Annotated in this window: 17 protein-coding genes; 9 read left to right on the forward strand and 8 right to left on the reverse strand. The window is 64.9% G+C overall.

Annotated features, from left to right (window positions below):
- Positions 1 to 14: 14 nt before the first annotated feature.
- The 6 genes from ACQY5K_RS05120 to ACQY5K_RS05145 form a co-directional block, all read right to left on the reverse strand.
- On the reverse strand, positions 15 to 251 hold the full coding sequence (locus tag ACQY5K_RS05120; protein WP_428120649.1) for a hypothetical protein: 237 nt from the start codon (positions 249 to 251) through the stop codon (positions 15 to 17).
- Positions 252 to 314: 63 nt separating this feature from the next.
- Positions 315 to 1,052, reverse strand: a complete 738-nt coding sequence (locus tag ACQY5K_RS05125) for a Phenylacetic acid catabolic protein (protein ID WP_428120651.1) — start codon at positions 1,050 to 1,052, stop codon at positions 315 to 317.
- Between the two features lie 66 nt (positions 1,053 to 1,118).
- Positions 1,119 to 3,002 carry an ATP-binding cassette domain-containing protein gene (locus ACQY5K_RS05130; protein ID WP_428120653.1) on the reverse strand — a complete coding sequence of 628 codons (1,884 nt, stop codon included), beginning with the start codon at positions 3,000 to 3,002 and terminating at the stop codon, positions 1,119 to 1,121.
- Entirely contained in the window at positions 3,002 to 3,889 is an 888-nt protein-coding gene (locus ACQY5K_RS05135; RefSeq protein ID WP_428120655.1) for a branched-chain amino acid ABC transporter permease, read from the reverse strand. The genes ACQY5K_RS05130 and ACQY5K_RS05135 overlap by 1 nt, the downstream gene beginning before the upstream one ends.
- Positions 3,886 to 4,647: an ABC transporter ATP-binding protein gene (locus ACQY5K_RS05140; protein ID WP_428120657.1), complete on the reverse strand. Its 762-nt coding sequence runs from the start codon at positions 4,645 to 4,647 to the stop codon at positions 3,886 to 3,888. The genes ACQY5K_RS05135 and ACQY5K_RS05140 overlap by 4 nt, the downstream gene beginning before the upstream one ends.
- A gap of 59 nt (positions 4,648 to 4,706) precedes the next feature.
- The gene (locus tag ACQY5K_RS05145; protein WP_428120659.1) at positions 4,707 to 5,984 is read right to left on the reverse strand and encodes an ABC transporter substrate-binding protein; all 1,278 of its coding nucleotides are present in this window, start codon (positions 5,982 to 5,984) and stop codon (positions 4,707 to 4,709) included.
- Between the two features lie 90 nt (positions 5,985 to 6,074).
- Here ACQY5K_RS05145 and ACQY5K_RS05150 point away from each other — a divergent pair, with 90 nt between their 5' ends.
- Complete coding sequence (locus tag ACQY5K_RS05150) at positions 6,075 to 7,379, forward strand: glutamine synthetase family protein (protein WP_428120661.1); 1,305 nt, start codon at positions 6,075 to 6,077, stop codon at positions 7,377 to 7,379.
- Positions 7,380 to 7,448: 69 nt separating this feature from the next.
- On the opposite strand, the gene ACQY5K_RS05155 is transcribed toward ACQY5K_RS05150, so the two are convergent.
- Positions 7,449 to 8,786 carry a glutamine synthetase family protein gene (locus ACQY5K_RS05155; protein WP_428120663.1) on the reverse strand — a complete coding sequence of 446 codons (1,338 nt, stop codon included), beginning with the start codon at positions 8,784 to 8,786 and terminating at the stop codon, positions 7,449 to 7,451.
- A gap of 80 nt (positions 8,787 to 8,866) precedes the next feature.
- On the opposite strand from ACQY5K_RS05155, the gene ACQY5K_RS05160 reads away from it, so the two are divergent.
- From ACQY5K_RS05160 to ACQY5K_RS05170, 3 genes are read left to right on the forward strand one after another with little or no spacing between them, the layout of a single operon-like run.
- Positions 8,867 to 10,225, forward strand: coding sequence for a cytochrome P450 (locus tag ACQY5K_RS05160; RefSeq protein WP_428120665.1), 1,359 nt, complete (start codon positions 8,867 to 8,869; stop codon positions 10,223 to 10,225).
- Between the two features lie 4 nt (positions 10,226 to 10,229).
- Positions 10,230 to 11,522, forward strand: coding sequence for a cytochrome P450 (locus tag ACQY5K_RS05165; RefSeq protein WP_428120667.1), 1,293 nt, complete (start codon positions 10,230 to 10,232; stop codon positions 11,520 to 11,522).
- The gene (locus ACQY5K_RS05170) at positions 11,519 to 12,217 is read left to right on the forward strand and encodes a type 1 glutamine amidotransferase (RefSeq protein WP_428120669.1); all 699 of its coding nucleotides are present in this window, start codon (positions 11,519 to 11,521) and stop codon (positions 12,215 to 12,217) included. The genes ACQY5K_RS05165 and ACQY5K_RS05170 overlap by 4 nt, the downstream gene beginning before the upstream one ends.
- A gap of 14 nt (positions 12,218 to 12,231) precedes the next feature.
- On the opposite strand, the gene ACQY5K_RS05175 is transcribed toward ACQY5K_RS05170, so the two are convergent.
- The gene (locus tag ACQY5K_RS05175; RefSeq protein WP_428120671.1) at positions 12,232 to 13,116 is read right to left on the reverse strand and encodes an alpha/beta hydrolase; all 885 of its coding nucleotides are present in this window, start codon (positions 13,114 to 13,116) and stop codon (positions 12,232 to 12,234) included.
- A gap of 286 nt (positions 13,117 to 13,402) precedes the next feature.
- Here ACQY5K_RS05175 and ACQY5K_RS05180 point away from each other — a divergent pair, with 286 nt between their 5' ends.
- The 5 genes from ACQY5K_RS05180 (at position 13,403) to ACQY5K_RS05200 (ending at position 23,444) form a co-directional block, all read left to right on the forward strand.
- Positions 13,403 to 14,629 carry an IS110 family transposase gene (locus ACQY5K_RS05180; protein WP_428120673.1) on the forward strand — a complete coding sequence of 409 codons (1,227 nt, stop codon included), beginning with the start codon at positions 13,403 to 13,405 and terminating at the stop codon, positions 14,627 to 14,629.
- 70 nt (positions 14,630 to 14,699) lie between these two features.
- The gene (locus ACQY5K_RS05185; protein WP_428120675.1) at positions 14,700 to 15,494 is read left to right on the forward strand and encodes an SDR family NAD(P)-dependent oxidoreductase; all 795 of its coding nucleotides are present in this window, start codon (positions 14,700 to 14,702) and stop codon (positions 15,492 to 15,494) included.
- Between the two features lie 502 nt (positions 15,495 to 15,996).
- Positions 15,997 to 18,879, forward strand: a complete 2,883-nt coding sequence (locus ACQY5K_RS05190) for an Eco57I restriction-modification methylase domain-containing protein (protein WP_428120677.1) — start codon at positions 15,997 to 15,999, stop codon at positions 18,877 to 18,879.
- A gap of 451 nt (positions 18,880 to 19,330) precedes the next feature.
- Complete coding sequence (locus ACQY5K_RS05195; RefSeq protein WP_428120679.1) at positions 19,331 to 20,119, forward strand: hypothetical protein; 789 nt, start codon at positions 19,331 to 19,333, stop codon at positions 20,117 to 20,119.
- Complete coding sequence (locus ACQY5K_RS05200) at positions 20,106 to 23,444, forward strand: helicase-related protein (protein ID WP_428120681.1); 3,339 nt, start codon at positions 20,106 to 20,108, stop codon at positions 23,442 to 23,444. The genes ACQY5K_RS05195 and ACQY5K_RS05200 overlap by 14 nt, the downstream gene beginning before the upstream one ends.
- Positions 23,445 to 23,464 lie beyond the last annotated feature (20 nt).

Raw genomic sequence — 23,464 nt, forward strand, 5'->3', positions numbered from 1 at the left:
CTCGCCCTGCACGCTCAGGACGAACCCAGCAATTGCCACACCTGCACCAACAGGTCCTGGTCGTCGCCAGCAGACGGCGGATCGCAGGCCGGCCGCATGTCCCATCCGTACGGCTTGTTGATCACATGGACGCGAGGCTCTGGCGACGACTTGTCACCACTGTCGAACGCTCCCACGACGAGCGTGTTCTCGCCCTCGGCGACCCAGAAGCACTCCCAGTGCATCGACGAAGAGGTCTCGATGAACGCCACCTGAGGCGCCGGCCTCGAAACCTTGACTGCCAGACCGCCCGCGCTCGCAGGATGCATGACTGGCTAGAGAAACCGGCGGTTCAGCCGATTCGGCGGTACCTCGATCCCCAGCTCTTCGAGCAGCGGCACCGTGTCAGCGATGTACTGCCGGCGGAGGTCGGCGTTGTTCTTCTTGCGCAGGCCCCACCGCACGTACGCGTCGCCGAAATCGGAATCAGACCGGCCGAACATGTCAAGCGCCGCCGGCCACCAGACGTGGATCCTGTCGTTGGCATCTTCCAGGCCCTCAGGTGTCTGGCAGATGAGTCGCAGATTGCGCAGCCCGAGCGTGCAGTGGAACAACTCTTCTTTGTGCACCCGCGTGGCGATGTTGAGCAGCGGCTTGTAGGGCACACCGTCCCAGGTCTCGCCGATGTACACACCGACCCGGTCGATCAGCGCGTGGAAGTACGACAGGTCGCAGAACGTATCCATCGACAGCCGGAACGCGTACTGCTCGATCGGTCGGTCAACCTTGTCGACCCCCAATCCCGCCAGAATCTGGGCGTTGATGATCCCGTGCTCAACCTCTTGCTGCATCAGCTTGACCAAGAGTCCCTTGGTCGCCTCGTCCGGTGCAAGCCGGAGGCAGCGATCCCACAGCTTGGTCAGCAATTCGGTGTAGTGGGGATTCGTGCTGTTCTCGACGTGGTAGCTCAGCATCCGCACGAGCAGCTCAGCAAACTCGGCCGGCATCTCGGGATCGCCTTCGTCCCAGATTCGCTGCGGCTCTTGCGTTCGCTCCAGCGTTGCTGTGCTCATGTCACTCCCACGCCGTCAAGATCGTCAAGATCTTGGTGGCACACCACCAGCGGCACCCGAGCGTACTCACCGGGTTGTCTCGGTGCCCAGATATGCAGCGCGCACTGCGGGGTCGGCCTGAACCTCATCGGGCGTGCCTACGCTGATCACCCGGCCCTGATCTAGCACGTAGATCCGGTCGCTGATGCCGGTGATGAAGTTCAGATCGTGATCGATCACCAAGACTCCGGCATCGACCGCCGCAGCCATGTGCCGCACCCGCCGGATCATCTCGGTTGACTCGGTGTCGCTCATGCCGCTTGTGGGCTCGTCGAGGAGCAGGAAGTCCGGTGCCATTGCTGCGGCCCGCGCCAGTTCCAGGCGCCGAGCGCTGCCGTAGTCAAGTTCGCGTGCCCGGCGATCCCGTACCTGCCACAGGCCGGCTTCGGCAATGAGCGTCTCGACCGGCGGATGCGACCCCGGCCGATGTCGGGCCGCTACCCGGCTCGCCAATTCCACGTTCTGGCGTACCGTCAGCGCCCCGAACAGCCGCAGGTTCTGGAAGGTGCGCACGAGACCGGCACGGGCAATCGTGTGACTCGGCTCGCCGGAAAAGTCCCGATCGCCGACCCCGAAACGTCCCGCTGTGGGTTCGACAATGCCAGTGATCACGTTCACGAGCGTTGTCTTGCCCGCACCGTTGGGACCGATCAATCCCACCACTTCATCAGGTGCGACGGTGAGGCCAGCACCGTCAAGCGCCCGGAAGCCGCCGAAGTCCACTGCGAGATCATGGACCTCAAGCGCTGGGCCTCGACGTTCCACCTCGACACCCAAGCCCACCGGCGCAATCTCCGCCAGCGGTTCGGGCATCTGCTCTTCGGGCTGACGACGCTTCCAGCGACGCCACAGCCAGGCATCCAGCTCCCAGTCGCCTAGGAGGCCATCCGAACGGAAGATCATGAAGCCGAGCATTGCCAGGCCCAAAAAGACCGTCTGAAGGTTCTCGCGGAATATCCAATCCAGCGGTCCGGTGTCGAGATTGAGTCCGAACAACTCAAAGCCGTCTTGCCCGAGGCGCCGGGCCAGTTCGCGCCCGACCGTCATCACCGCAACGCCGACGAGCGCTCCAGTGACGCTGTTGCGGCCACCCACAATCAGCATGGTCAGCGTCAGCAGCGTGTAGCTGAAGAAGAAATTGTCGGGAAGGATCGAGCCGTTCTCATACACCCGCAGCGACGACCCGGCGCTGACAACAACTACCGAGATGAGCAGCGCCGCGGTCTGCTGCACCAGCGGGTTCACACCCATGGCGCGTGCCGCCAAGTTGTCCTCGCGCGCAGCAACTGCAAGCTTGCCGCTGCGGCTCTGCGCATAGAGCCGGGCAACGATCAACGCTGCCAGCAAGCAGCCATAAATCGGCAGTCTGCTGTCGAGCGCAGCCCCGACCTTGAACGTGAGACCTGCACGGTCGCCACCAGTGAGATCAGGCCAGTTGCGGGCCACCTCATGGGTGACGAACAGCAGGGCCAAGGTGATCACGGTGGCCGCGACAGCACCCGATTCCGCGCCTGAGCGTGCCAATCCGATGCCCACGACGAGCGCCACCGCCACCGTCACCCCGATGGCCACGGCAACGGCCAACGCCGGGTGCAGCAGGACTTCGTGCAGCCCGAACGGGGCATCGGAAATGCGCTTGAGCTTCTCTTCAGGGCTGATGGCAAGAATCGCAAACGTGTAGCCGGCGATTGCGCCGAAACCGATGTGGCCGAACGACAGCACACCTGTGTTGCCGACGTAGATCTGGATGCCGAGCACGATGATGGCGTCGATCAGCATGACCGTCACCAGACGTTCGGCAGCTCTGCCTTGCAGGCTCTGGTAGAAGAGTCCGCCCGCCAGGAAAACGGTGAAGAGCGCGGCGGATCCCATAATCGGGAAGCCGACATCGCGTCCGAAGCGAGGAAACATCAGACCCGTTCGGCTCGCGCCACGGTGATGAGGCCCTGCGGCCTGAAGATGAACAGCAGGGCGATCAGCAAGAACACCACACCTTCGGTGAGGCTGGCGACGCTGTCGGGCAGGCGTGAGCGCAACAGCACTTCCGCCAAGCCCAGCGCCAGGCCGCCGATAACCGCCCCTCGGAGACTGCCGAGACCGCCGATGAGTGCCGCCAGAACGCCCTTGAGCATGGGACCGATGCCAGCGGTGGGGTTGATGCTGCCGGCCCGCATCAGCCAGAACACCCCAGCGATGCCGGCCAGCAGTCCCGACAGGGCGAAAGCACCCCGAATCACGGTGTCAGAACGCACGCCCATCAGCCGGGCGGTGTCGAAGTCGGCCGCAGCGGCGCGCAGTGACAGCCCGAACATGGTTCGTTGCAGCAGCAGGGTGGTGCCGATCAGCGTGAGCAGGGTCACCACGATGACGACCGTGTCGAACACCTCGATCCGCAGCGGCCCGACCGAGTAGGTGTTCGTCACCCACGTGGGCCTCGCGAACGGCTTCACCGAGGCCGACACATACAGCAAGAAGATCGCGGAAATCACGAAGTGCACGCCGAAGGAGGTGAGCAGCAGCGTGAAGTCTGAGCTTCCTCGCACACGGGAGAAGGCGACCCGCTCGATCACCAGCGAGGTCAGCACTGCGCTCACCACAATCAGCGGTGCCACCACGAACCAAGGCCAGTCGCGACCGAGGGTCCACAGCGCCACGTAGCCCCCGACGGTGATGAGTTCGCCGTGGGCGAAATTCAGCAGGTGCATGACGCCGAACACGACGGCCACGCCCAGCGCAAGCAGTGCGTAAATGCTGCCCCGGCCAAGACCGTCGATGAGGTTCTGCGCCAGCTCGGTCACCCCGCGCTGCCCCCATGTGACTCGCCGGCGGCCCGCAGCCCGCCCTCGGCGGGCACTTCGGGCCCGACGAACGTGTCGAACAAATCCTCTCGTTGGCTCAGCTCAGCGCCCGTGCCCGCGGCCACCACCTCGCCGCTTCGCAGCACGTACGCATGGTCAGACACAGCCAGCATTCGTGCTGCGTTCTGTTCCACAACGAGCATCGTGCGGCCCTGGTCGCGCAACGTGGCGATCAACTCGAACACCAGGTCGACCAGCGCCGGAGCGAGGCCCAGCGAGGGTTCGTCCATCATCAGCAACCGAGGAGCCGACATCAGCGCTCGCCCAATGGCCAGTTGCTGTGCCTCGCCCCCCGACAGATAACCGGCCGAAACATCCCGCTTCTCCCGCAACACCGGAAAGCGTTCGCACATCTCATCGAGCAGTTCTGCTCGATTCGCTGCGGGCACCGTCACCCCGCCGATCTTCAGGTTCTCCTCCACGGTGAGATCGGCGAAGATGCGACGGTGCTCAGGCACGAGCGCCACTCCCAAACGCAGCAACTTCTCAGGCGAGTGGCCCGTGATGTCGCTGCCCTCAAGAGTGACGCGGCCTTCGGCCGGGGCCATCAGCCCGGCGATGGTCGACAGGAGCGTGGTCTTGCCCGCGCCGTTGGGCCCGATGAGGCCGACGACCTCACCGGACCCGACGCTCAGGGTCGCGCCACGCAATGCCGCTATCGAGCCGTACCGAGCGGTGAGGCCTTCGACTTCGAGCATGGAGATCGCGAGTCCACCGCGTCCGGCGCTGTACCCGCTACTCCGGCGCTCAAGCGGACTCAGTCAATCGTGGCGACGAGAACGTCCTCGCCATTTACGATGCGGTTGATCGGCACTGCCTTCGGCGGAATGCCATTCGTGCCCTTATAGGTGATCTCGCCCGACAGTCCCGGGAATTCAGAGAGCTGCTTGACGGCCTCGCCGATCTCGGCCGTGTCGTCGCAGCCGCAGTCGAGCATCCCCTGGATGCCGACGAACATCGAGTCGACGTACAGCGCCATGAAGCCACGGCTCTCGAGTGCCTCGCCCTTGACGGCCTCGAACGCGGCGAGCATGGAATCGATCCGGTCGCCCGCAGTGATGCTCGTGTGCGGCGTATGGGCGATGCCCTCGTTGTTCGCCTCGACCTGGATGCCGGTGGCGTCCAAGGCGTCGGTGCCGATGTAGGTCAGGCCGTCAAGATCTTGGCCTTCGAGTTGCCCACGCAGGGCCGTTACCTGGAATCCCAATGCGGCCGAGAAGACGACTTCGTTGTTCTGTGAGATCTGAGCGATCTCGTTCACCTGCGACGAGAAATCGGTGTCGCCAGCCCACACGTAGGTCTGGACGCTGACCACCTCGCCGCCGCCTGCTTCGAATGCGGCGATGAATGCGTCAGGGTTGACGCCGGTGTAGGGAATGCCTGCGCCTTCGGTGAACACGATTGCCCTGGTGATGCCCTCGCCGAGCGCCCACTTGGCCGCAGCGCCCGACATCTGGTGGTCGTCGAAGGTGACCAGATACGAGTTGATCGAGGCATCCGCCAACGTCGGCTCGGTTGATGCCGCCACGAACAGCGGAACATTGCCGCCCGTGGTCTGCAGAATCGGCAGCGCGAAGTCAGCGAACGGCGGCCCGATGAGGAAGTGTGCGCCCCAATCGAGCAGATCTTCGGTGGCGAGCGCAGCGTCTTCACCGACTTCGGAAACCCGCACTTCCACTGGCCTGCCGTTGAATCCGCCGCGGCAGTTCGCGAGTTCCGCGACGTACGGCACCACCTTGGAGCCGGGGATGTCGACGAATCCGACGACGTCGCTGAAGTCCATCGCCATGCCCACCCGGATCGGATCGCCCGTCGGCGCTTCTTCACAGTTGGCGAGATCGGCGCTCAAGATGTGGTCGATGTCGATGCTGGTCATCGTGACAGCAGCAGCCGGTGCTTCGGTTGCAGCCGGCGCTTCGGTTGCAGCCGGTGCTTCGCTGGCAGCCGGCTCGGCCTCCGTGGTGTCGTCGTCGCTGCCGCATGCGGCGCCGAGCAGCGCAAAAACAGCCAGCAAAGCCAAGATGCGTCGTTTCATAGTGAGACCTTCCGGTGGATCGGGTCGATGCTACCCCTCTACTGCGACACCCTTGGATAGCTTCTGCAGGGCAATTCGGAGGTAATCGCCATGGCCAATGAACGCGTTCGCATGCTGTGGCCCGACCACCTCGGTCTTGCACGGGGCAAGTACCTCCCGGTCGCCTTCGCCCATGAAGGCACCGGCCATGCGGCAGCCGTGTTCAGCCTCGCCTATGACCGCTCGTTCGTGGCCGCGCCTGGATCGGGGGTGCTCGACGGATTTCCCGACATGCATGCCACCTTCGACCCCGCCGATCTGCGACCGGGCTGGGAAGACGACCGCACCAAAGTGGCGGTGTGCGACCTCTCCCAGGGGGGTGAGCCGTTCCGCTACTCGGCCAGGTACGCCTTGCGCAAAGCGATTGCCGACTGGGAGGCGCTGGGCTACCGCCCTATGGTCGGCATCGAGTTCGAGGCCTACGTGCTCGAGCTCACTGACGAGGATGGCTGGCAGCGCTGGGACACACCCGGGTCGTATGTCTACGGCACCGGTCGTTTCGTCGATCCGGTCGGCTTGATCGACGAGATTGTCGACCTCGCAGCCGGCAGCGACATCGTGCTCGAATCGGTGAACGCCGAGTTCGACTCCGGCCAATTCGAGCTGACGCTTCGCTACAGCGATGGGCTGCGGGCCGCCGACGATGCGTTCCTGTTCAAAGTGCTTGCCCGCGAGTGCGCGCTCAACCACGGCTTACGGCTCACGTTGTTGGGCAAGCCGTACGAGCAGTTCGAGGGCAACGGCGTCCACGTCAACTTCTCGCTGGTGGACGCAAACGGGGCGAACGCGCTGGTCGATACCAGCACCGACGACGGGCTGTCCGAATTGGCGAAGTCATGCTTGGCCGGGCTGTGTGCCCACCATCAGGGGCTCACGGCGCTGTGCGCCCCGACGGTGAACGCGTACCGGCGCTTGCGGCCGTTCACGTTCAGCGGTCGGCGGGCCAATTGGGGCTACGACCACCGGGTGGTCGGCACCCGCGTGCCGCCCGAGCGGGCCGAACGCACCCGCATCGAATCCCGCCTCGCAGATGGCACCTGCAACATCCACACGGCAATTTCCGCTGTGCTGCAGGCAGCGCGCCTCGGTGTGGTCGACGACATCGAATGCCCCGAGCCCGAGACCAATGACGGCATGGACGCCTGGAACACTGAGGTCACCTCAGCGCTGAACCTCGCGGATGCCCTGGCTGATCTGCGAGCCGACACGGCCCTCGCCGAGGCGGTGAGCAGCGACCTCGTGGACAACTTCTTGGCCATCAAGGACGCCGAATGGGACCGCTACGTGGTGGCCGTGGGCGAGCCCTCCGACGAGATCAGCGAATGGGAGATCAGCGAGTACCTGCCCTTCCACTGAGCTCGCCGTCGCCGCTCGCCGTTGCCGCCAGCCGATGCCAACGGGGCGAAATCAAGCGGACAGCGCCGGTCAGGTGAACTCGAGGTAGCGCTCGCGCTCCCAGTCGGAGACGTCGTCGCCGGCGGGGTCGCAGCCTGCATCGACGAAGTTCTCCAGCTCGGCGTTGGCCATCAGCAAGAAGTTCGTCGAGAACTCCTCTCCCAACGCAGCCGCCAGTGCGCTGCCCTCGTACGCGGCGATGCCGTCCGCGGCGTTCGCGGGCAGCGGCACCGCGTCACCTGGATCGTCGTACTTGTCGCCGTCGCTCATCGGTCCCGGATCCAGCTCACGCTCAAGCCCGTTCGCGCCTGCCGCGAGCAAGCCCGCGATCATGAGATACGGATTGGCGTCAGATCCGGGCGCTCGGTACTCGACGCGGTTCGCGTTGCCCGCACCCACGGTGCAGCGGCACATCACCGACCGGTTGTCGAGCCCCCAATGCACGTGTGTGGGGGCAAAGGTGTACGGCCGCACACGCTTGTAGCCGTTCGGCACCGGGCTGCCGAGCAGCGACAGCGCAGCGGCGTTGTCGAGCTGGCCAGCAAGCCAGTGCGACATCGTGGCATCGGGTGCGTCCTGCGACGACGCGAACACGTTGCCTCCGCCAGCAGTCAGGCTCGTGTGCACGTGCATCCCGCTGCCTGACGGCTCGGTCCACGGCTTGGGCATGAACGTGGCCTTCAGCCCAGTCTCTTCGGCGATCTCCTTGACGATGCTCTTGTAGAGCGCCGTGTTGTCGGCGGTGGTCATGGCATCGGCGTGGGCCACGTTGATCTCGATCTGACCCGGTCCGTACTCGGAGTTCGAAGATTCGACCGGTATCCCGGCGTCGATCATTGCGAGACGCATGGCCAGCAGCACGGTTTCGAGATCGCCCCGGTCGGTCAGCGAGGAGTACTGAATGTGACTCTGCACGTGCGACCAGTCCGCCTCGCAGAGGTAGAACTCCATCTCGGTGGCTACCACTGGGCTGTAGCCGAGCGCTTCGCATCGCTCGATCTGGCGCGCCAGCACGGTGCGCGGGGCTATTGGGTGCAACTTGTGCGACGGATCGAGGCTGTCGGAGAACACCAGCGCGTAACCAGGTCGGTGCCCGAAGAGCCGCAGTGTGCCGAGATCGGGAACAAGGTGGGTGTCGAGGAAGCCTTTGGCCATGTTGATGTAGGGGCTGTCGACGAGGTCGTTGTGCAGGTCGAAGATGTAGATGGCATCGGCAAGATGGCAGCCGTTCTCCGCTGCGGACGCAAGGAAGTGGTCCACGGGAAAGCGCTTGCCGCGCAGGTGCCCGTAGGTGTCGACGATGGCGACCTCGACGGTGTGCACTGCGGCAGAGCGCAGCGCGCTCTCCGTCTCGGCAAGGGTGCTCATGCTTTGTCTCCTGGGTCGTGTTCGGGTGCGGTGGTCGCAGTTGGTCTGCCCGGAGGCGGGCACAGACTTACCATTCGCCTGTGCTTAGCGAAACCGAGTCGGCCGGAACGGACATCGTGACAGATGGTTCAGCGTCGGATGGCCCTGCACTCGGTGACCCGGCGGCTACCCGCAGCGCAGCAGACATCGACATCGTCGATGCTCGCCGGTATGCCGATGGCATCCCCTGGGATGACTTCCGCACGTTGCGCCAGCGTCCCGGGCTGCACTGGAACTCCTACGAGGATCACGGTTTCTGGATCGTGACACGCCATGGCGACGTGTGCGAGGTGTCTCGCCATCCCGAACGTTTCTCTTCCGCGATCGGCCACGTGAACTTGTGGGACCTCGAAGCCGACGCGCTCGAGGCACGCCGTTCGATCCTCGAACACGACCCGCCGGCGCACACTCGCCTGCGCCGGGTGGTCAGCAAGGCGTTCACACCCCGCCAGATGCGCCGCTACGAGGAACGCACACGTGCCATCGCCGATGAGCTCCTCGACACTGTGGTCCGCCTGGGCGGGGGCGACTGGGTCGAGCTGGTGGCAGCGCCGCTGCCGATCAGGGTGATCATCGCCATCTTGGGAGTGCCGCCCGAAGACGCCGACTACATGGTGGAGCTGTCTAACCACCTGGTGGAAGGCACGACCGAAACCCAGTCGCTGCCGGCCGATGCCTACGGCAACACCACCCCGCTGCGCTTGCTGCCGTTTGGCAGTCCCGCCGCATGGGGGTTGTACGAGTACGGGGCCAAGCTCGGCGACCAACGCCTGGGCTACCCCACTGACGATGTCGTGAGCCACTTGGTGCACGCCGAGGTCGGCGGCGACCGTCTGACTGCAACCGAGTTCCGCAACTTCTTCCAGGTGCTGGTGTTCGGCGGCAATGAGACGACACGCACAGCGATCACCCACGGGACGATCGCGTTCGCTGAACATCCTGAACAGTGGGATCGGCTGGTGGCCGATCGCGAACTCGTGCCTAATGCCGTCGAGGAGGTCATTCGCTGGGCCTCGCCGATCCTGCATATGCGTCGAACCGCCGCCGTCGACACCGAGTTGGCGGGAACCGCCATCTCCGCCGGAGACAAGGTGGTCATGTGGTACCCGTCAGCCAACCGGGACGAGCAGGTGTTCGAGCGTCCCGACGAATTCGACATCGGCAGGGTCGACAACGCGCAGATCGCCTTCGGTGGTGGCGGGCCGCACTTCTGCTTGGGTGCCTACCTGGCCCGGATGGAGCTGACGGTGCTGCTCGAAGCCATGCTGGACCGCGGCATTAAACCAGCCAGCGCTGAAAACGTGGAGCGGATCCCTTCGAATTTCGTGCATGGCGTCGCATCAGTTGACGTCTCAGTCGCTGATTCGTCTGCACCTGCGACCGCACCTGTGCGAGCCTGAGGCAATGAGCACCTGGGCCGAGCCCTACCTCGACGACCTCGGGCCCGACGACCTCAACATCTCAGACCACGACGTCTGGACTCGCGGCGTGCCCCACGCGACGTTCGCTCGCATGCGGCGCGAGGATCCTGTCGCCTGGGTCGACGAAGTCGACGGGCGCGGCTACTGGGCGGTCACCAAGTACGACGACGCGTTCCGCATCAGCCGTGACACCCAAACCTTCACCTCATCGCAGGGCATCCGGCTCGAGGACATGGCACCCGACGAACTCGAAGCCCGTACGACGATGATGGAGATGGACCCGCCCTCCCACACCCGCTATCGGCGCCTGGTGAGCCGTGGTTTCACGCCGCGGGTCGTCAACACCTACGAGGCAGCCATCCGTGGCCTGGCATGCGAGGTGCTGGACCGGGCGGTGCCACTAGGCCGATTCGACTTCGTCACCGAAGTTGCGACGGAGCTGCCCATGCGGATGCTGGGCCGCATGCTCGGCACCAGCGACGAAGACGGCCACCAGCTCGTGGAGTGGGGCGACGCCTTGTTGGGCAACACCGATCCGGACTTCACCGACTATCCCGTCGGGCTCGTCGACACCGACGAGTTCCGGTACATGCCCTTCCGCAGTCCCGCCACTGTCGAGATCTTCAAGTACGCAGCCGTTCAGGCCGCACAACGGCGCGAGTGCCCGACGGGGGACGTGATCAGCCAGCTGCTGGCCCCCACCACCGACGGCACCCCATTGACCGACCTGGAGTTCAAGAACTTTTTCACGCTGCTGATCGCGGCGGGCAACGACACGACCCGCTACACGATGACCCACGGCCTGTGGGTGCTCATGGCGCACCCCCACGTGTTCGACACGTGGCGCTCGGCGGTGCTGGCCGGCGACGAGGCTCTGACCACGACCGCGGTGGAGGAAGTGCTGAGGGCAAGCTCGGTCACCACGCACTTTCGACGTACCGCCACCTGCGACACCGAGATCCGCGGCACCAAGGTGCGGGCTGGCGACAAGGTAGTCCTCTACTACGTCAGCGCAGATCACGATGCGGATCGCTTCGCACACCCGTTCAGGTTCGACTTGTCCCGCCCGGACAATGAGCACATGGCGTTCGGCCGCAACGGTCCCCACCTGTGCCTCGGCGCGTGGCTGGCGCGCATGGAGATCAGGGTGGTGTTCGAGGAACTCCTGCGGCGGGTAGTGAGGATCGAACAGGACGGACCGATCGAGTGGCTGCGGTCCAACTTCATCTCCGGCATCAAGCACCTGCCGGTCTCGGTCGTCGAGCGCGCTGCATGAAGGCGCTGATCGTCTCGCACGAAGCCGGGACCAAGCCCGGTTTCGTAGGTGATCGGCTTGTCGAGCGCAATGTGGAATGCGACCTCCACGTCATGGTGCCCGACACCTCGCTGCCTGAGCACTTCGAGTCGCTGCCGGCAGACGGCTTCGATTTCTTGGTGATCATGGGCTCGTACTGGTCGGTGTACGAGGACGCGATCAGCGCCTGGATCGGCGACGAACTGGATCTCATTCGCCGCTCCCATGACGGCGGCACGCCAGTGCTGGGCATTTGCTTCGGCGGCCAGGCACTCGCAGCAGCGCTCGGGGGCTCCGTAGAACTCTCGCCGGAGACCGAGATCGGCTGGTACGAGATCACGGCCGCTGATGGCACGGAACTACCGATCTCAACCGGACCATGGATGGAATGGCACCACGATCGCTTCGCGCTGCCGCCGGGCGCCGAGCTACTGGCCAGCACCGAGGCCTGTCCACAACTGTTTCGCGTGGGCCACAGCCTGGGCACCCAGTTCCATCCCGAGATCAGCGTGGAGCTCGCCAGCCATTGGATGCGAGAGTCGAGCGACAGCTACCTGGACTCCTGCGGCGTGACTCGCGAAGCCATCCTCGCCGACGTCAGCCGCAACGAGGTCGCAAACCGGCGCAACTGCTTTGATCTGGTCGACTGGTTCCTCGACGACGTTGCCCGTTCGTAGACCTCGCTGCGAGCTCAGACAGCCAGACGCTCGCTGAGGTATTCGGCCACGCGCGCCACGCCGTCATCGGCCTCGGGGAACAATCCCGCCATCGAATGCCAGACGTGGATCATCTCCGGCCAGACCTCGAGGGTCACATCGACGCCAGAGGTGCTGGCCTTGTGGGCAAGCCGCTCGCTGTCCGACAGCAGGACCTCGTCGTCGCCGACATGAATCAATAGCGGCGGCAGGCCCGACAGGTCGCCCTCCAGCGGAGACGCGAGCGGATCAGCGAGATCGCCTTCAGGGCCAACGAAGACCCCAGCGAGGCGCCGGATGTCAGGTCCGCTCACCATCGGGTCTCGGTCGGATCGGGTGACCATGCTCTCCCCGGTGCCCGCCATGTCGACCCACGGCGAGATGGGCACAGCTGCTGCGGGCAGCGGCAGGCCCAGATCGCGCAGCTTCATGAGCGTCGACACGGTCAGCCCGCCGCCGGCGGAGTCGCCGGCGATGGCAATCCGATCGGCTGAATGGCCTTGGTCGAGCAACCAGCGATGTACAGCGACGGAGTCCTCGACCGCTGCGGGGTGCGGATGCTCGGGCGCAAGGCGATAGTCGACCGAGAGCACCGGACAACCGAGGCTCAGGGCCAGGTGACCGGTCAGGTTTCGATGCGAGGCGATCGACCCGGCGACGTAACCGCCACCGTGCACGTACTGCACAATCGCGTCGGCGCTGCCACCCTTGGGCATCTGCAGCTCGCACGGGACGCCATTGGCATCGACCATTTCGCCCGTGACCCCAGCCGGCAGGGGCCGTGCGGTGGTCTCGATGCCTCTGCGCATGGCCTCGATGTCGGCCGACATGCGTTGGGACGCGATGATCTCGCGGATTCTCTGGAATGCTGCGCTCGCCATCGTGTCTCCCGCGGTTGATTCCGGCCGCCACAACGTAGTTCTGAGACGGGGTGCCACAGCCATGATGTTGGGGTCAGCAGTCGGGCCCGGGTCTGACCCAGGGTGTCACGGGCTTTGTGCCTTTTTCGTGATTTGTCGGCTCGGTGTCCTGGCTGCTGGCGCGCACCGGCCGGTCGGGCGGACGTGACTTGATAGGAGCCTTGGCTATGCACCGTGGCTGTGCTGTCCGCCGTCCCGGCCGGTGGTGCCTTGATCACCCGGTTAGGGAGAAAGGCAGGGGTTCATCATGGCTGATGAGGCGGTCGGCGTCTACGGGGGCGTCGACACGCACAAGGAGGTCCATGTCGCTGCGGCGGCCGACCAGGCGGGCCGGGTGCTCGCCACGGCGTCGTTCGGGGCGGACCCGGCGGGGTATCGCCGGCTCGCAGAGTGGCTGGGGTCGTTCGGCCCTGTGGTGCGCGTCGGCGTGGAGGGCACCGGCTCTTATGGGGCGGGGCTGACGCGCCACCTGGTCGGCTCGGGTGTCGAGGTGGTCGAGGTGAACCGGCCGAACCGTCAGATGCGTCGCCGCCGCGGCAAGTCCGACACCGTCGACGCCGAGGCCGCGGCACGCGCTGCGCTCAACGGCGAGGCGGCCACCGTTCCCAAGGGCGGCGACGGGATTGTGGAGTCGATCCGGGCGATCCGGGTCGTGTTGTGCTCGACGCGTGCCCATCGCACCCGCATCTCCAATCAGATCCGCGATCTCATCGTCACCGCTCCCGACCGGCTGCGCAGCGCCCTGGAGCCGCTCACCACTGCCCAGCGGACGGCTCGGTGCGCTCGGTTCCGTCCCGGCGACCCCACAGAGCCCGCCGAGGCGGCAAAGATCGCCTTGCGCACCCTGGCCCGCCAATACCAGGCCCTCGACGCCGACCTCGACGAGCTGCGCCGCCATCTCGACAAGCTCACCAACACCGCCAACCCGGCGCTGCGAGCCGCCAAAGGCATCGGCGCCGACACGGCGTCGATCCTGCTCATCGCAGCCGGCGACAACCCCGCCCGGCTCACCACCGAAGCCGCGTTCGCGGCGCTGTGCGGCGCGTCACCCGTCGAGGCGTCATCAGGCAAGACCACCCGCCACCGCCTCAACCCCGGCGGGAACCGCCAGGCCAACCACGCCCTGTGGCGAATCGCCATGGTCCGCCTCGCCACCTGCCCCCGAACACGCGCCTACGCCGCCCGCCGCCAAACAGAAGGCAAATCACGCCGAGAGATCATCCGATGCCTCAAGCGCTACATCGCCCGAGAAGTCTTCGCCCTGCTCGCCGACCCCCACCACACCAACAGCGCCGACAACCCAGGCGAGCTGCGACACCGACGACAAGCAGCAGGCCTCAGCCTCGCCCACGCCGCCGACCAGCTCAACACCTGGCCCGCAACCATCTCGGTGATCGAACGCGGCAAAGCACCCCACCACCCCCTCATACCCGCCTACCGCGACTGGCTCAACACACTCCAACCCGCCGCTTGACGAACCATAGGAGCATCACCGATCTAACGTCGCGACGTTCCCAGGAGTCACGCCGAAAACGAGATCGCACATGCTGCTCGAGAACAAGATCGCCATCGTGACCGGAGCCGCCTCTGGCATCGGCGAAGCCAGCGCCCAGCGCTTCGCAGCTGAGGGTGCATCGGTACTCGTTGTCGACATCCGGCGCGAACGCGCGGAGTCCGTCGCCGAGGCAATCCGCGAGGCCGGCGGCGAGGCGCACAGCTTCGGTGCCGACGTTTCGCTCGCCGATGCCGTCTCCGAGATGGTGCAAGCGGCCGTCGATCGATGGGGCGGGCTAGACGTGCTGTTCAACAACGCCGGAACACTGCGCCCCGGCACCGCCGTCGAGCTCGAGCCCAAGGACTGGGACCTGGTGATGAACGTCAATGTGCGCTCGGTGTACCTCGGCGCCAAATTCGCTGTACCGCACATGGAGGCTGGCGGTGGCGGCTCGATCATCAACACGGCATCGGTGAGCGGGCTGCACGGTGACGGCGGTTCGGTCGTCTACGCAGCGTCGAAGGCAGCCGTCATCAATCTGACCCGGGCACTGTCGACAGACCACGGGCCCGCCGGAGTTCGCGTCAACGCAATCTGCCCGGGCACTATCGAGACACCACCGGTGATGCGCATGATGAGCGATCCGGACGTCCTCGAGCGCAATATCAATGCCCACGCCCTGCGCCGGCTCGGCCAACCCGAAGAGATCGCCAGCGTCGCGACCTGGCTTGCCAGCGATGAATCGTCATTCGTCTCCGGCGAAGCGATCGTGGTGGACGGCGGCCTGCGAGCACAATCCCCCCTAGGACGCCTCGCCGACCCCCGCCCCGCCCACAAGCGTTGAACGAGCGACTCCACATGCGGATGCGCACGCCGAACCACTAGGTGAGGCAGACGACCGAATCCTCCGACCACTTGATCTACTTCTGAACACGCCGTCAGCGGTAGTAGTAACCATTCGTATTCAACTACCTTCGGGTGCCTATGGACTCTGGGCTGCCGCCGTCAGAAGATGCCTCGGCGGAGCCTTTTGCCTTCGGCACGTCCGCCCGGCAGGTCCAGTAGCTCATGGACGAGTTCCTTGTCGACTGGGTCCCGCAGTCGTGGCACGCACCGCGGGGATTCCCCGGTTCGCTGACGCCGGCAGGCATGTTCGTCCAAGAGGGGCCGCACGGGCTTGAGGTCGTGCTGGCAACTGCCAGACGGAAACCCTCAAGTCCGGATCTGCGCAAGGCCTGGGTTGCTCGCAGGGACAAGCGAGTCTCGCCGGTGCTGCTCGTTGCCTTCTACCCATCGGCCGAAGGGGAGCGCGTGGCGCTGTGCGGCCCCGTCGGCGATCCCCGGTCGTGCACGCCGATGTGGAGGCCTCACAAGCGGAGCGAATCACTGCGGTGGCCCTCAGCGAACCCAGCCACCACGCGGCGACTCGACTGCTCCTGGCCGCTCTGGGCGAACTCGACTCGCCGTTCCCCGGGCTTCGAAACTCCGGTCTGCTGGCCACTCAAGAACTCAAGGCGGGCGTGCCCGAGCGGCCCGACTGGACCGCCGCTCGCAAGAATGCAGAACGTCTGCTCGACCGCAGGGGTCGGAAGCTCGTCGAGTCATTGGGCTTCGGCATCGAGACCTTGGCCACCAACGCCTCGGTGCTCACGGTCGCTGGCCGTCGAGAGGCTGTCGCTGTCTTCTGCGACGACAACGAGCCATTCGAAGCACCTTCGAACCGCTTCGACAACGCATCGCCGGTGTCGAGAGCGCTGGTGCTGGCGGATCGCGAGAACTTGGACTGGGTGGTGCTCACCCGAGCATCAGAAATCCGGTTGTACGCCGCACGACCCGACATCGGCGTGGGGCGCAAGGGTCGAACCGAGACCTTTATCGAACTGAATCTCTCGCTGCTGTCACGCGAGGATGCCGGCTATCTGCCTCTGCTGTTCTCGGCCGATGCACTCGTCGCCGGCGGTTCGCTGCACAAGATCCTCGATGACTCTGCTCGCTATGCCGCAGGCTTGGCCGAGCGGCTGCGCGATCGCATCTATCACGAGACCGTGCCTGTGTTGGCCCGCGGAATAGCTACCCGATTGACAGATGATCGGCGCAAGGGCGGTCCGAGCGAGGCAGACCTCGACGACGCCTACGAGCAGGTGATGGTCATTCTGTTCCGGCTGCTGTTTGTGGCTTACGCCGAAGACAAGGATCTGCTCCCCTATCGAAGCAACGGCAGGTACGCCGACCATTCGCTCTCCCGGCTGGCACGACGGCTGACAGAAGACCGTCGCCAGGGGCGGAAGGCGTTCGACGACGACGCCACTGACCTTTGGGACGATGTCAACCAGTTGTGGCGAGCGGTCAATCGCGGCAACGCGGGATGGGGAGTTCCGGCATACAACGGAGGCCTGTTCTCCGACGACCCAACGGTGAGCCGCTCAGGTGCAGCGCTCGCGGACATCAAGCTGACCGACGCCGAGTTTGGGCCGGCGTTGGCCGCTGCTCTCATCGACGAGGGTCCCGAAGGCATCGGACCTGTGGACTTCCGGTCGCTGTCGGTTCGGGAATTCGGCACGATTTACGAAGGCCTGCTGGAGTCGAAGTTGTCCGTTGCTCCCGACGACCTGATGGTGAAACGAATCAAGGGATCGGACCACTACGTTCCCGCCGTCGCCGAGGACGAAGTCGTCGTGCAGGCTGGCGACGTCTACTTCCATAATCGCTCCGGCGCTCGCAAAGCGACCGGTTCGTACTTCACGAAGCCATTCGCCGTGGAGCACCTGCTGGAGCACGCCCTCGAACCTGCCCTCGATGCTCACATCGCCCGCCTGGAAGAACTGCACGAGGCGGGCGACGACGCCGGTGTCGCAGATGCATTCTTCGACTTTCGCTGCGCCGACATCGCCATGGGATCAGCTCATTTCCTCGTGGCCGCCGTGGATCGCATCGAAGCTCGCTTGTCGGCGCATCTCTCGCTGCATCCGGCGCCCGCGATCGCGGCTGAGCTGGCGCGTCTTCGTAAGGCAGCGTTCGATGCGCTGGGAGACCTCGGAGACGGCGTCGAGATTGAGACCGGCTCGCTGCTGCGACGCCAACTCGCTCGCCACTGCATCTACGGCGTCGACAAGAACCGAGTCGCCGTCGAGTTGGCGCGCTTGGCGATCTGGGTGCACACGTTCGTGCCAGGACTGCCGCTCTCGTTCCTCGATCACAACTTGGTCCATGGCGACAGCCTGACCGGTGTCGCATCGGTGGACGAAGCGGCGCTCGCCGTACGGCCCAAGGGCGACAAGGCACAACCCTCGCTCTTCGTTCACCAACTGGAATCCGTTCTCGAAGCCGGTCTCGAACCGTTAGGACGGCTGGGCAGGCTGAACGACGCCGACAAGGCCGAGATCGACGCTGCTCGCGATGCGCACAACGCTGCTCGCGGCACCGTCAAGCTCATCGACGATGTGTCAGATGTCGCAACTGCGGTGCGTGCAGGCGCGATCGAGATCAGCCGGGACTTTGACTTCACGCCCGAGAAGATCGCTGCAAAGGCACAGGAAACTGTCGTCCGCGAAGCCGTCGAACGACTCTCACCGGTGCACTATCCGACAGCTTGGCCAGAGGTCTTCTCCCGGACTGAAAGATCAGGATTTGACTGTCTCTTGGGCAATCCGCCATGGGAAAAGGTGGTAGTCGATCGCGAAGTCTGGTGGGGAATGCACCTTCCGGGCGTGCGGTCCTTGCCGGTCGCACGCCGCCGGGCCCGGATAGATGCGCTCGAAGCCGAGCGACCCGACTTGGCGGACGAGTTCGAGCGGGAGCGAGCCGAGGCGCTCAAGCACATCCTCCGAGCCACGTTCCCCAATTTGGGCTCTGGCCAGACGGACCTGTACAAGGCGTTCGCGTGGGCGAATTTCACGCTCTGCCGCTCGGGGGGCACGCTCGGCATTGTCCTGCCCCGGTCCGCAGTCTCCGACGCTGGCATGGCGAATTGGCGACGAGAGGTCGTCAACCCAAGGGGGGGGTACCAGCCGAGCCTCAATCGCGACGGTCATCAACCAGAAGGGCTGGGTCTTCGAGGGAGTGCATCACTCCTACACGGTGGTGCTCGCAGCAATCAGCCGGCCATCACCGTCGTCAGCTGCCTCAACACCAAGCAGTGGGCGTTCGACGGTGTCGACGGCAGATACACCGTCGCACTCGTTTCTGCGGCGAAGTCAACGCCGCGGGCCGAACCTTGGGGGTGGCTTTGATGCCGATCTCGACGAACCACATGTAGCGATCTATCCCGGTCCGGCAAGCTCGCTCGCGCACTATCGAGAACTGGTCGACGGCAAACCGGAACTGATCCCGGTCTCCGAGTTTCGGCTCTGGTCGGAGACTGCCGCATTCCCTCAGGTGCCGAGCCGCGCGGCATTCCGCGTTTGGCGCCGCATGAAGCTCCATCCACGTTTCGACAGCGCTACCGCGCCAGAAGCGCCTGTACCCCCCCCCCCCCCCCCCCCCGTGGCGCTTCCGCCCAGTTCAAGGCGATCTCAACGCCACGACCGACCGGTGGCGATTCCTCAACGACGACGGGCATGGAGCTTCCGTCCCGTCGCAGAGCTTCACGCGACCCACGACCGGCACCGGTTCGTGAACGACGATGGCGTTTCCGCCCGGTTCGAAAATTCGATGCCACGCGTGACCGAGGACGGTTCATGAATGACGACGGCGCAGCCGCGACCCGAAGCCACGAGCAGTGAGATGAGCGAAGTATGGCCCGTCTACAAAGGCTCGTCGTTCAATTTGTGGCAACCGGATACGGGCACGTACTACGACAGCGCCGACCCCGAAGCGATGGTCGATCATCTGCAGGAAAAGCGCCTGGCACAGCGATCGAAGCCCACCTCCGCCTTCGCCGAACAGGAGAACACCACTACTGACGATCCGGGCACGCTGCCATGTCTGCACGCACGAATCGCGTTTCGAGACGTAGCCCGGGCGACCGATACTCGTTCCCTCATCGCAGCGTTAGTACCTGGGAACCGTGTACTAGTACACAAGGCTCCATACCTGCTGCAACTCGCAGGCAACGGAGCTGATGAGGCGTACGTTCTCGGCGTACTGAGTTCGATGCCGTGTGACTGGCAGGCGCGCCGCAAGGTCGAACTCGTCATGTCGTTTGCTCTGCTGAACGGTCTGGCCATTCCTGACCCGGGAGAGGGACATCACGTCCGCGATCGGGTAGTCGAGATCTCTGGCCGGCTAGCGGCTGTGGACGAGCGGTTTGCGGACTGGGCCTCCGAGATCGGTGTCCCGGTGGGATCGGCGAACGACGAGGCGACCAAGCAGGACTTGATCTGCGAACTCGATGCGTGCGTGGCGCTGCTGTATGGGCTCGACGAGGACGACTTGGCGGTTATCTACGAAACGTTCAGCGAGACCCGTGACTACACCGAGCGCCACGCGGCCGTGTTGGTGCATTTCAGGAGGCTGCGTGACAGTCGTTGAGAAGCCGGAGCTGGCGGTCAATCGCGACGGTCGGACCGTCGCCGGGGCGCTGAGCGGCTTCATCACCCACGCAGCTACTGGGTTCGTCGGCGGTGCGTCTGTTGACATCGCGACGGCCTACTTCAATGTCGGTGGGTACTCCCTGCTTGCCGATGCGCTCGACCAAGCCACCGGGATACGGCTGCTCGTGGGGGCAGAACCCGAGCCGCCCGAGAACCGGCGACGGGCGCTCCGCGCAGAGCCGCCGCAAGCCCAGCGAGCGGCACGGGCACGGATGCGGCGAGCGCTCGATGATCAGGAGCAGAATCTTCGCTTCGAGCGCGACCATCTGGGCTTCACGCTGGAGACGGACACTGCCACGCGCCGGCTGGTCGATTGGCTGAGAACGGCCAACGTCGACGTGCGCCGCCTCGAGGGTCGCTTCCTGCATGGCAAGGCATTCGTCGTCGGCGACCGCTCCCACGGCGTTGTCGCCGGCTCGTCGAACTTCACCTATGCCGGTCTTGCCACGAACTTGGAGCTGAACCTCGGCAACTACGCGCCGCATGTGGTGTCCCAAGTTCAGGAATGGTTCGAGGAGTTGTGGGACGAGGCTGCTCCTTACGATCTCGCTGCGCTGTTTGAGGCCCGCTACGAGCCACACTCACCACAGCTCGTGTACCTGCGGATGCTGTGGGAGCGCTACGGCGACGAGCTGCAAGCCGAGGCCGATGCGGAAGGCGCTCCCCAGATCCATCTCACTGCGTTCCAGACCGACGGGCTGTGGCGAGCACGACGCATTCTCGACGACCGCAACGGTGTGCTGATCGCGGACGAGGTCGGTCTCGGCAAGACATTCTTGGCCGGCGAACTGATCCGGGAAGCGGCGCTGGACCGGCGCCAACGTGTACTGGTCATCACACCGGCCACGTTGCGTGACGGGCCGTGGCGAGCGTTCCAATTCGAGCACAACCTGCCGATGGAGCTGGTGTCCTACGAAGAGGTCATGGCCGACATGCGGCTCAACCCGGACCATGCTTCGACTACCAAGCTTCAGGCGACAAGCATCAACGACTACGCGATGGTGGTCATCGACGAAGCGCACAACTTGCGGAACCCGGCTACTCAGCGGGCACACGCATTGCGTCAGCTGCTAGCGGGGTCGCCGCCCAAGCAGTTGGTGATGCTGACGGCAACACCGGTCAACAACAGCCTGTGGGATCTGTACCACCTGCTCGGCTACTTCCTGCACAACGACGCAGCATTCGCAGACGCAGGTATTCGTTCGCTGCGGGACCACTTCGCACACGCAGTTGCGATGAACCCAGACGACCTCACACCCGAGCACCTCTTCGACGTCCTGGACGCCGTCGCCGTGCGTCGTACCCGTTCGTTCGTGAAACGGTTCTATCCCAGCGACACGGTGCGGATCAGCGGTGTCGAAACCCAGATCATCTTCCCGACACCGCGAGTCCGCAAAGTCACCTACGAATTGGACGCCGTGCTGCCCGGCTTCTTCGACCGGTTCGCTGCGGCGCTGGATCCTGATGCAGAACCCGGATCCCCTGGGTTGTTGACGCTCGCCCGCTATGTGCCGTCGCGCTACCGGCTCGATCATGATGTCGACGCTTACGAGATTCAGCTCGCCGGTCTGCTGCGCTCGGGCCTGCTCAAGCGATTCGAGTCGTCGCCATTTGCGTTCGCCGAGACGTGCGACCGGATGGCGAAGAGCCACAATGCGTTCTTGTCGCTGCTGTCGGGAGGCCGTGTCGGCGCAGGCGACGCGCTGGCGGACTGGATCGCTGCCGACACCGACGATCTTGACGACAAGCAGCGCGACGCTTTCTTGGATCATCTCGTCGGGATCACCGACAATGCTGCTGAGTACGACGTAGATCAGCTGCGGGACGCCGTGTCTAGCGACCGGGACCTGCTGCAAGCATTCGGGGCTGAGGCACGAACGGTGACCCGAGCCGACGATCCGAACCTGGCGGCACTTGTTGATGAGCTGGCTGACATCGCTGCCGAAGCGGAAGCCAACGGCATCGGTGCTTCCGATGTGCGGGACCGGCGCAAGGTGCTCATCTTCAGCTACTACGCAGACACCGTGGATTGGATCGTCGAGCATCTCGAGGCCATCTCGCACAGCGACGACCGCCTGGCCGCCTACCGGGGACGCATCGCCTCGGTCGCAGGTGGCTCAGGTGCTGGCGACAAGGAATCGGTGCTGTGGGGGTTCGCACCCCGCACTACCGACGCACCCGACGGCCAGAACGGAGACTTGTACGACATTGTCGTGGCGACCGATGTGCTGGCCGAGGGCGTCAATCTCCAGCAAGCACGTCACATCATCAACTACGACCTGCCGTGGAACCCGATGCGGCTCGTACAGCGCCACGGCCGCATCGACCGGATCGGGTCGCGACATGCTGAGGTGCTCTTGCGTTGCGTCTTTCCTGACAGCCGGCTCGATGACCTGCTCGGGCTGGAAGAACGGCTGCACCGCAAGATCGCCCAAGCTGCGGCGAGTGTCGGAGTCGGCGAAATCCTGCCTGACCAAGACGCTCACGTGGACATCAACTTCACCGAGACCCGTGATGAAATCGAGCGCATTCGCAGTGAAGATGCATCGCTCTTTGAGCGGGGCGGAACCGCGAAGGGGGCACTTTCGGGCGAGGAATTCCGTCAGGAGCTGCGCCAAGCGCTCGAAGACGCAGGCCTGGCCGAGCAAATCACGTCGCTGCCGTGGGGATCAGGCTCGGGCATGGCGGTCGGCGCGGGCGAAAGCGGGTCCGGCTACGTCTTCTGCGCACGCGTGGGCGATCATCCCTCGCCCGTCTTCCGGTTCGTGAGCCGAGACGAGACAGGGACGCGTGATGTGACTGACGAAACGTTGGCGTGCCTCGACCTTGCCCGACCACCTACCGGGTTCCAAACGCCCCGGGTATTGGAGGATTCCGATGCCAGCGACGCCTTCGAGGCGTGGGAAACGGCCCGTGCCCACATCGTCGAGAAGTGGAACTTCATGTCCGACAAGGCCAACCTGGAGCCGCGCATTCCGCCGCGCCTAGTCCGGGCCGCCGATGTCGTGCGTAATCACCCGCCCGCGGGCATGACCCAAGACGAGATCGACCGAGCAATCGACACCATCAGGGCGCCCTACCCCGAACGCACCATCAGGACCTTCCAGAGCGCCCTCGCCAGTTCACCCAAACCTGCCGAGCAGGCCGAGCAGATCATCCGGGTCATCAGCGACCTCGGGCTGCATCCTTTCGTCCCTCCCGAGCCGCTCCCCGAGATCACACCCGACGACGTCTACTGCGTCACCTGGCTCGCCCTCGTGTAGCCGTCGGCGGTCGGCCGTCG

The organism is Candidatus Poriferisodalis sp., assembly GCF_965262965.1.
GTDB lineage: Bacteria > Actinomycetota > Acidimicrobiia > Acidimicrobiales > Poriferisodalaceae > Poriferisodalis.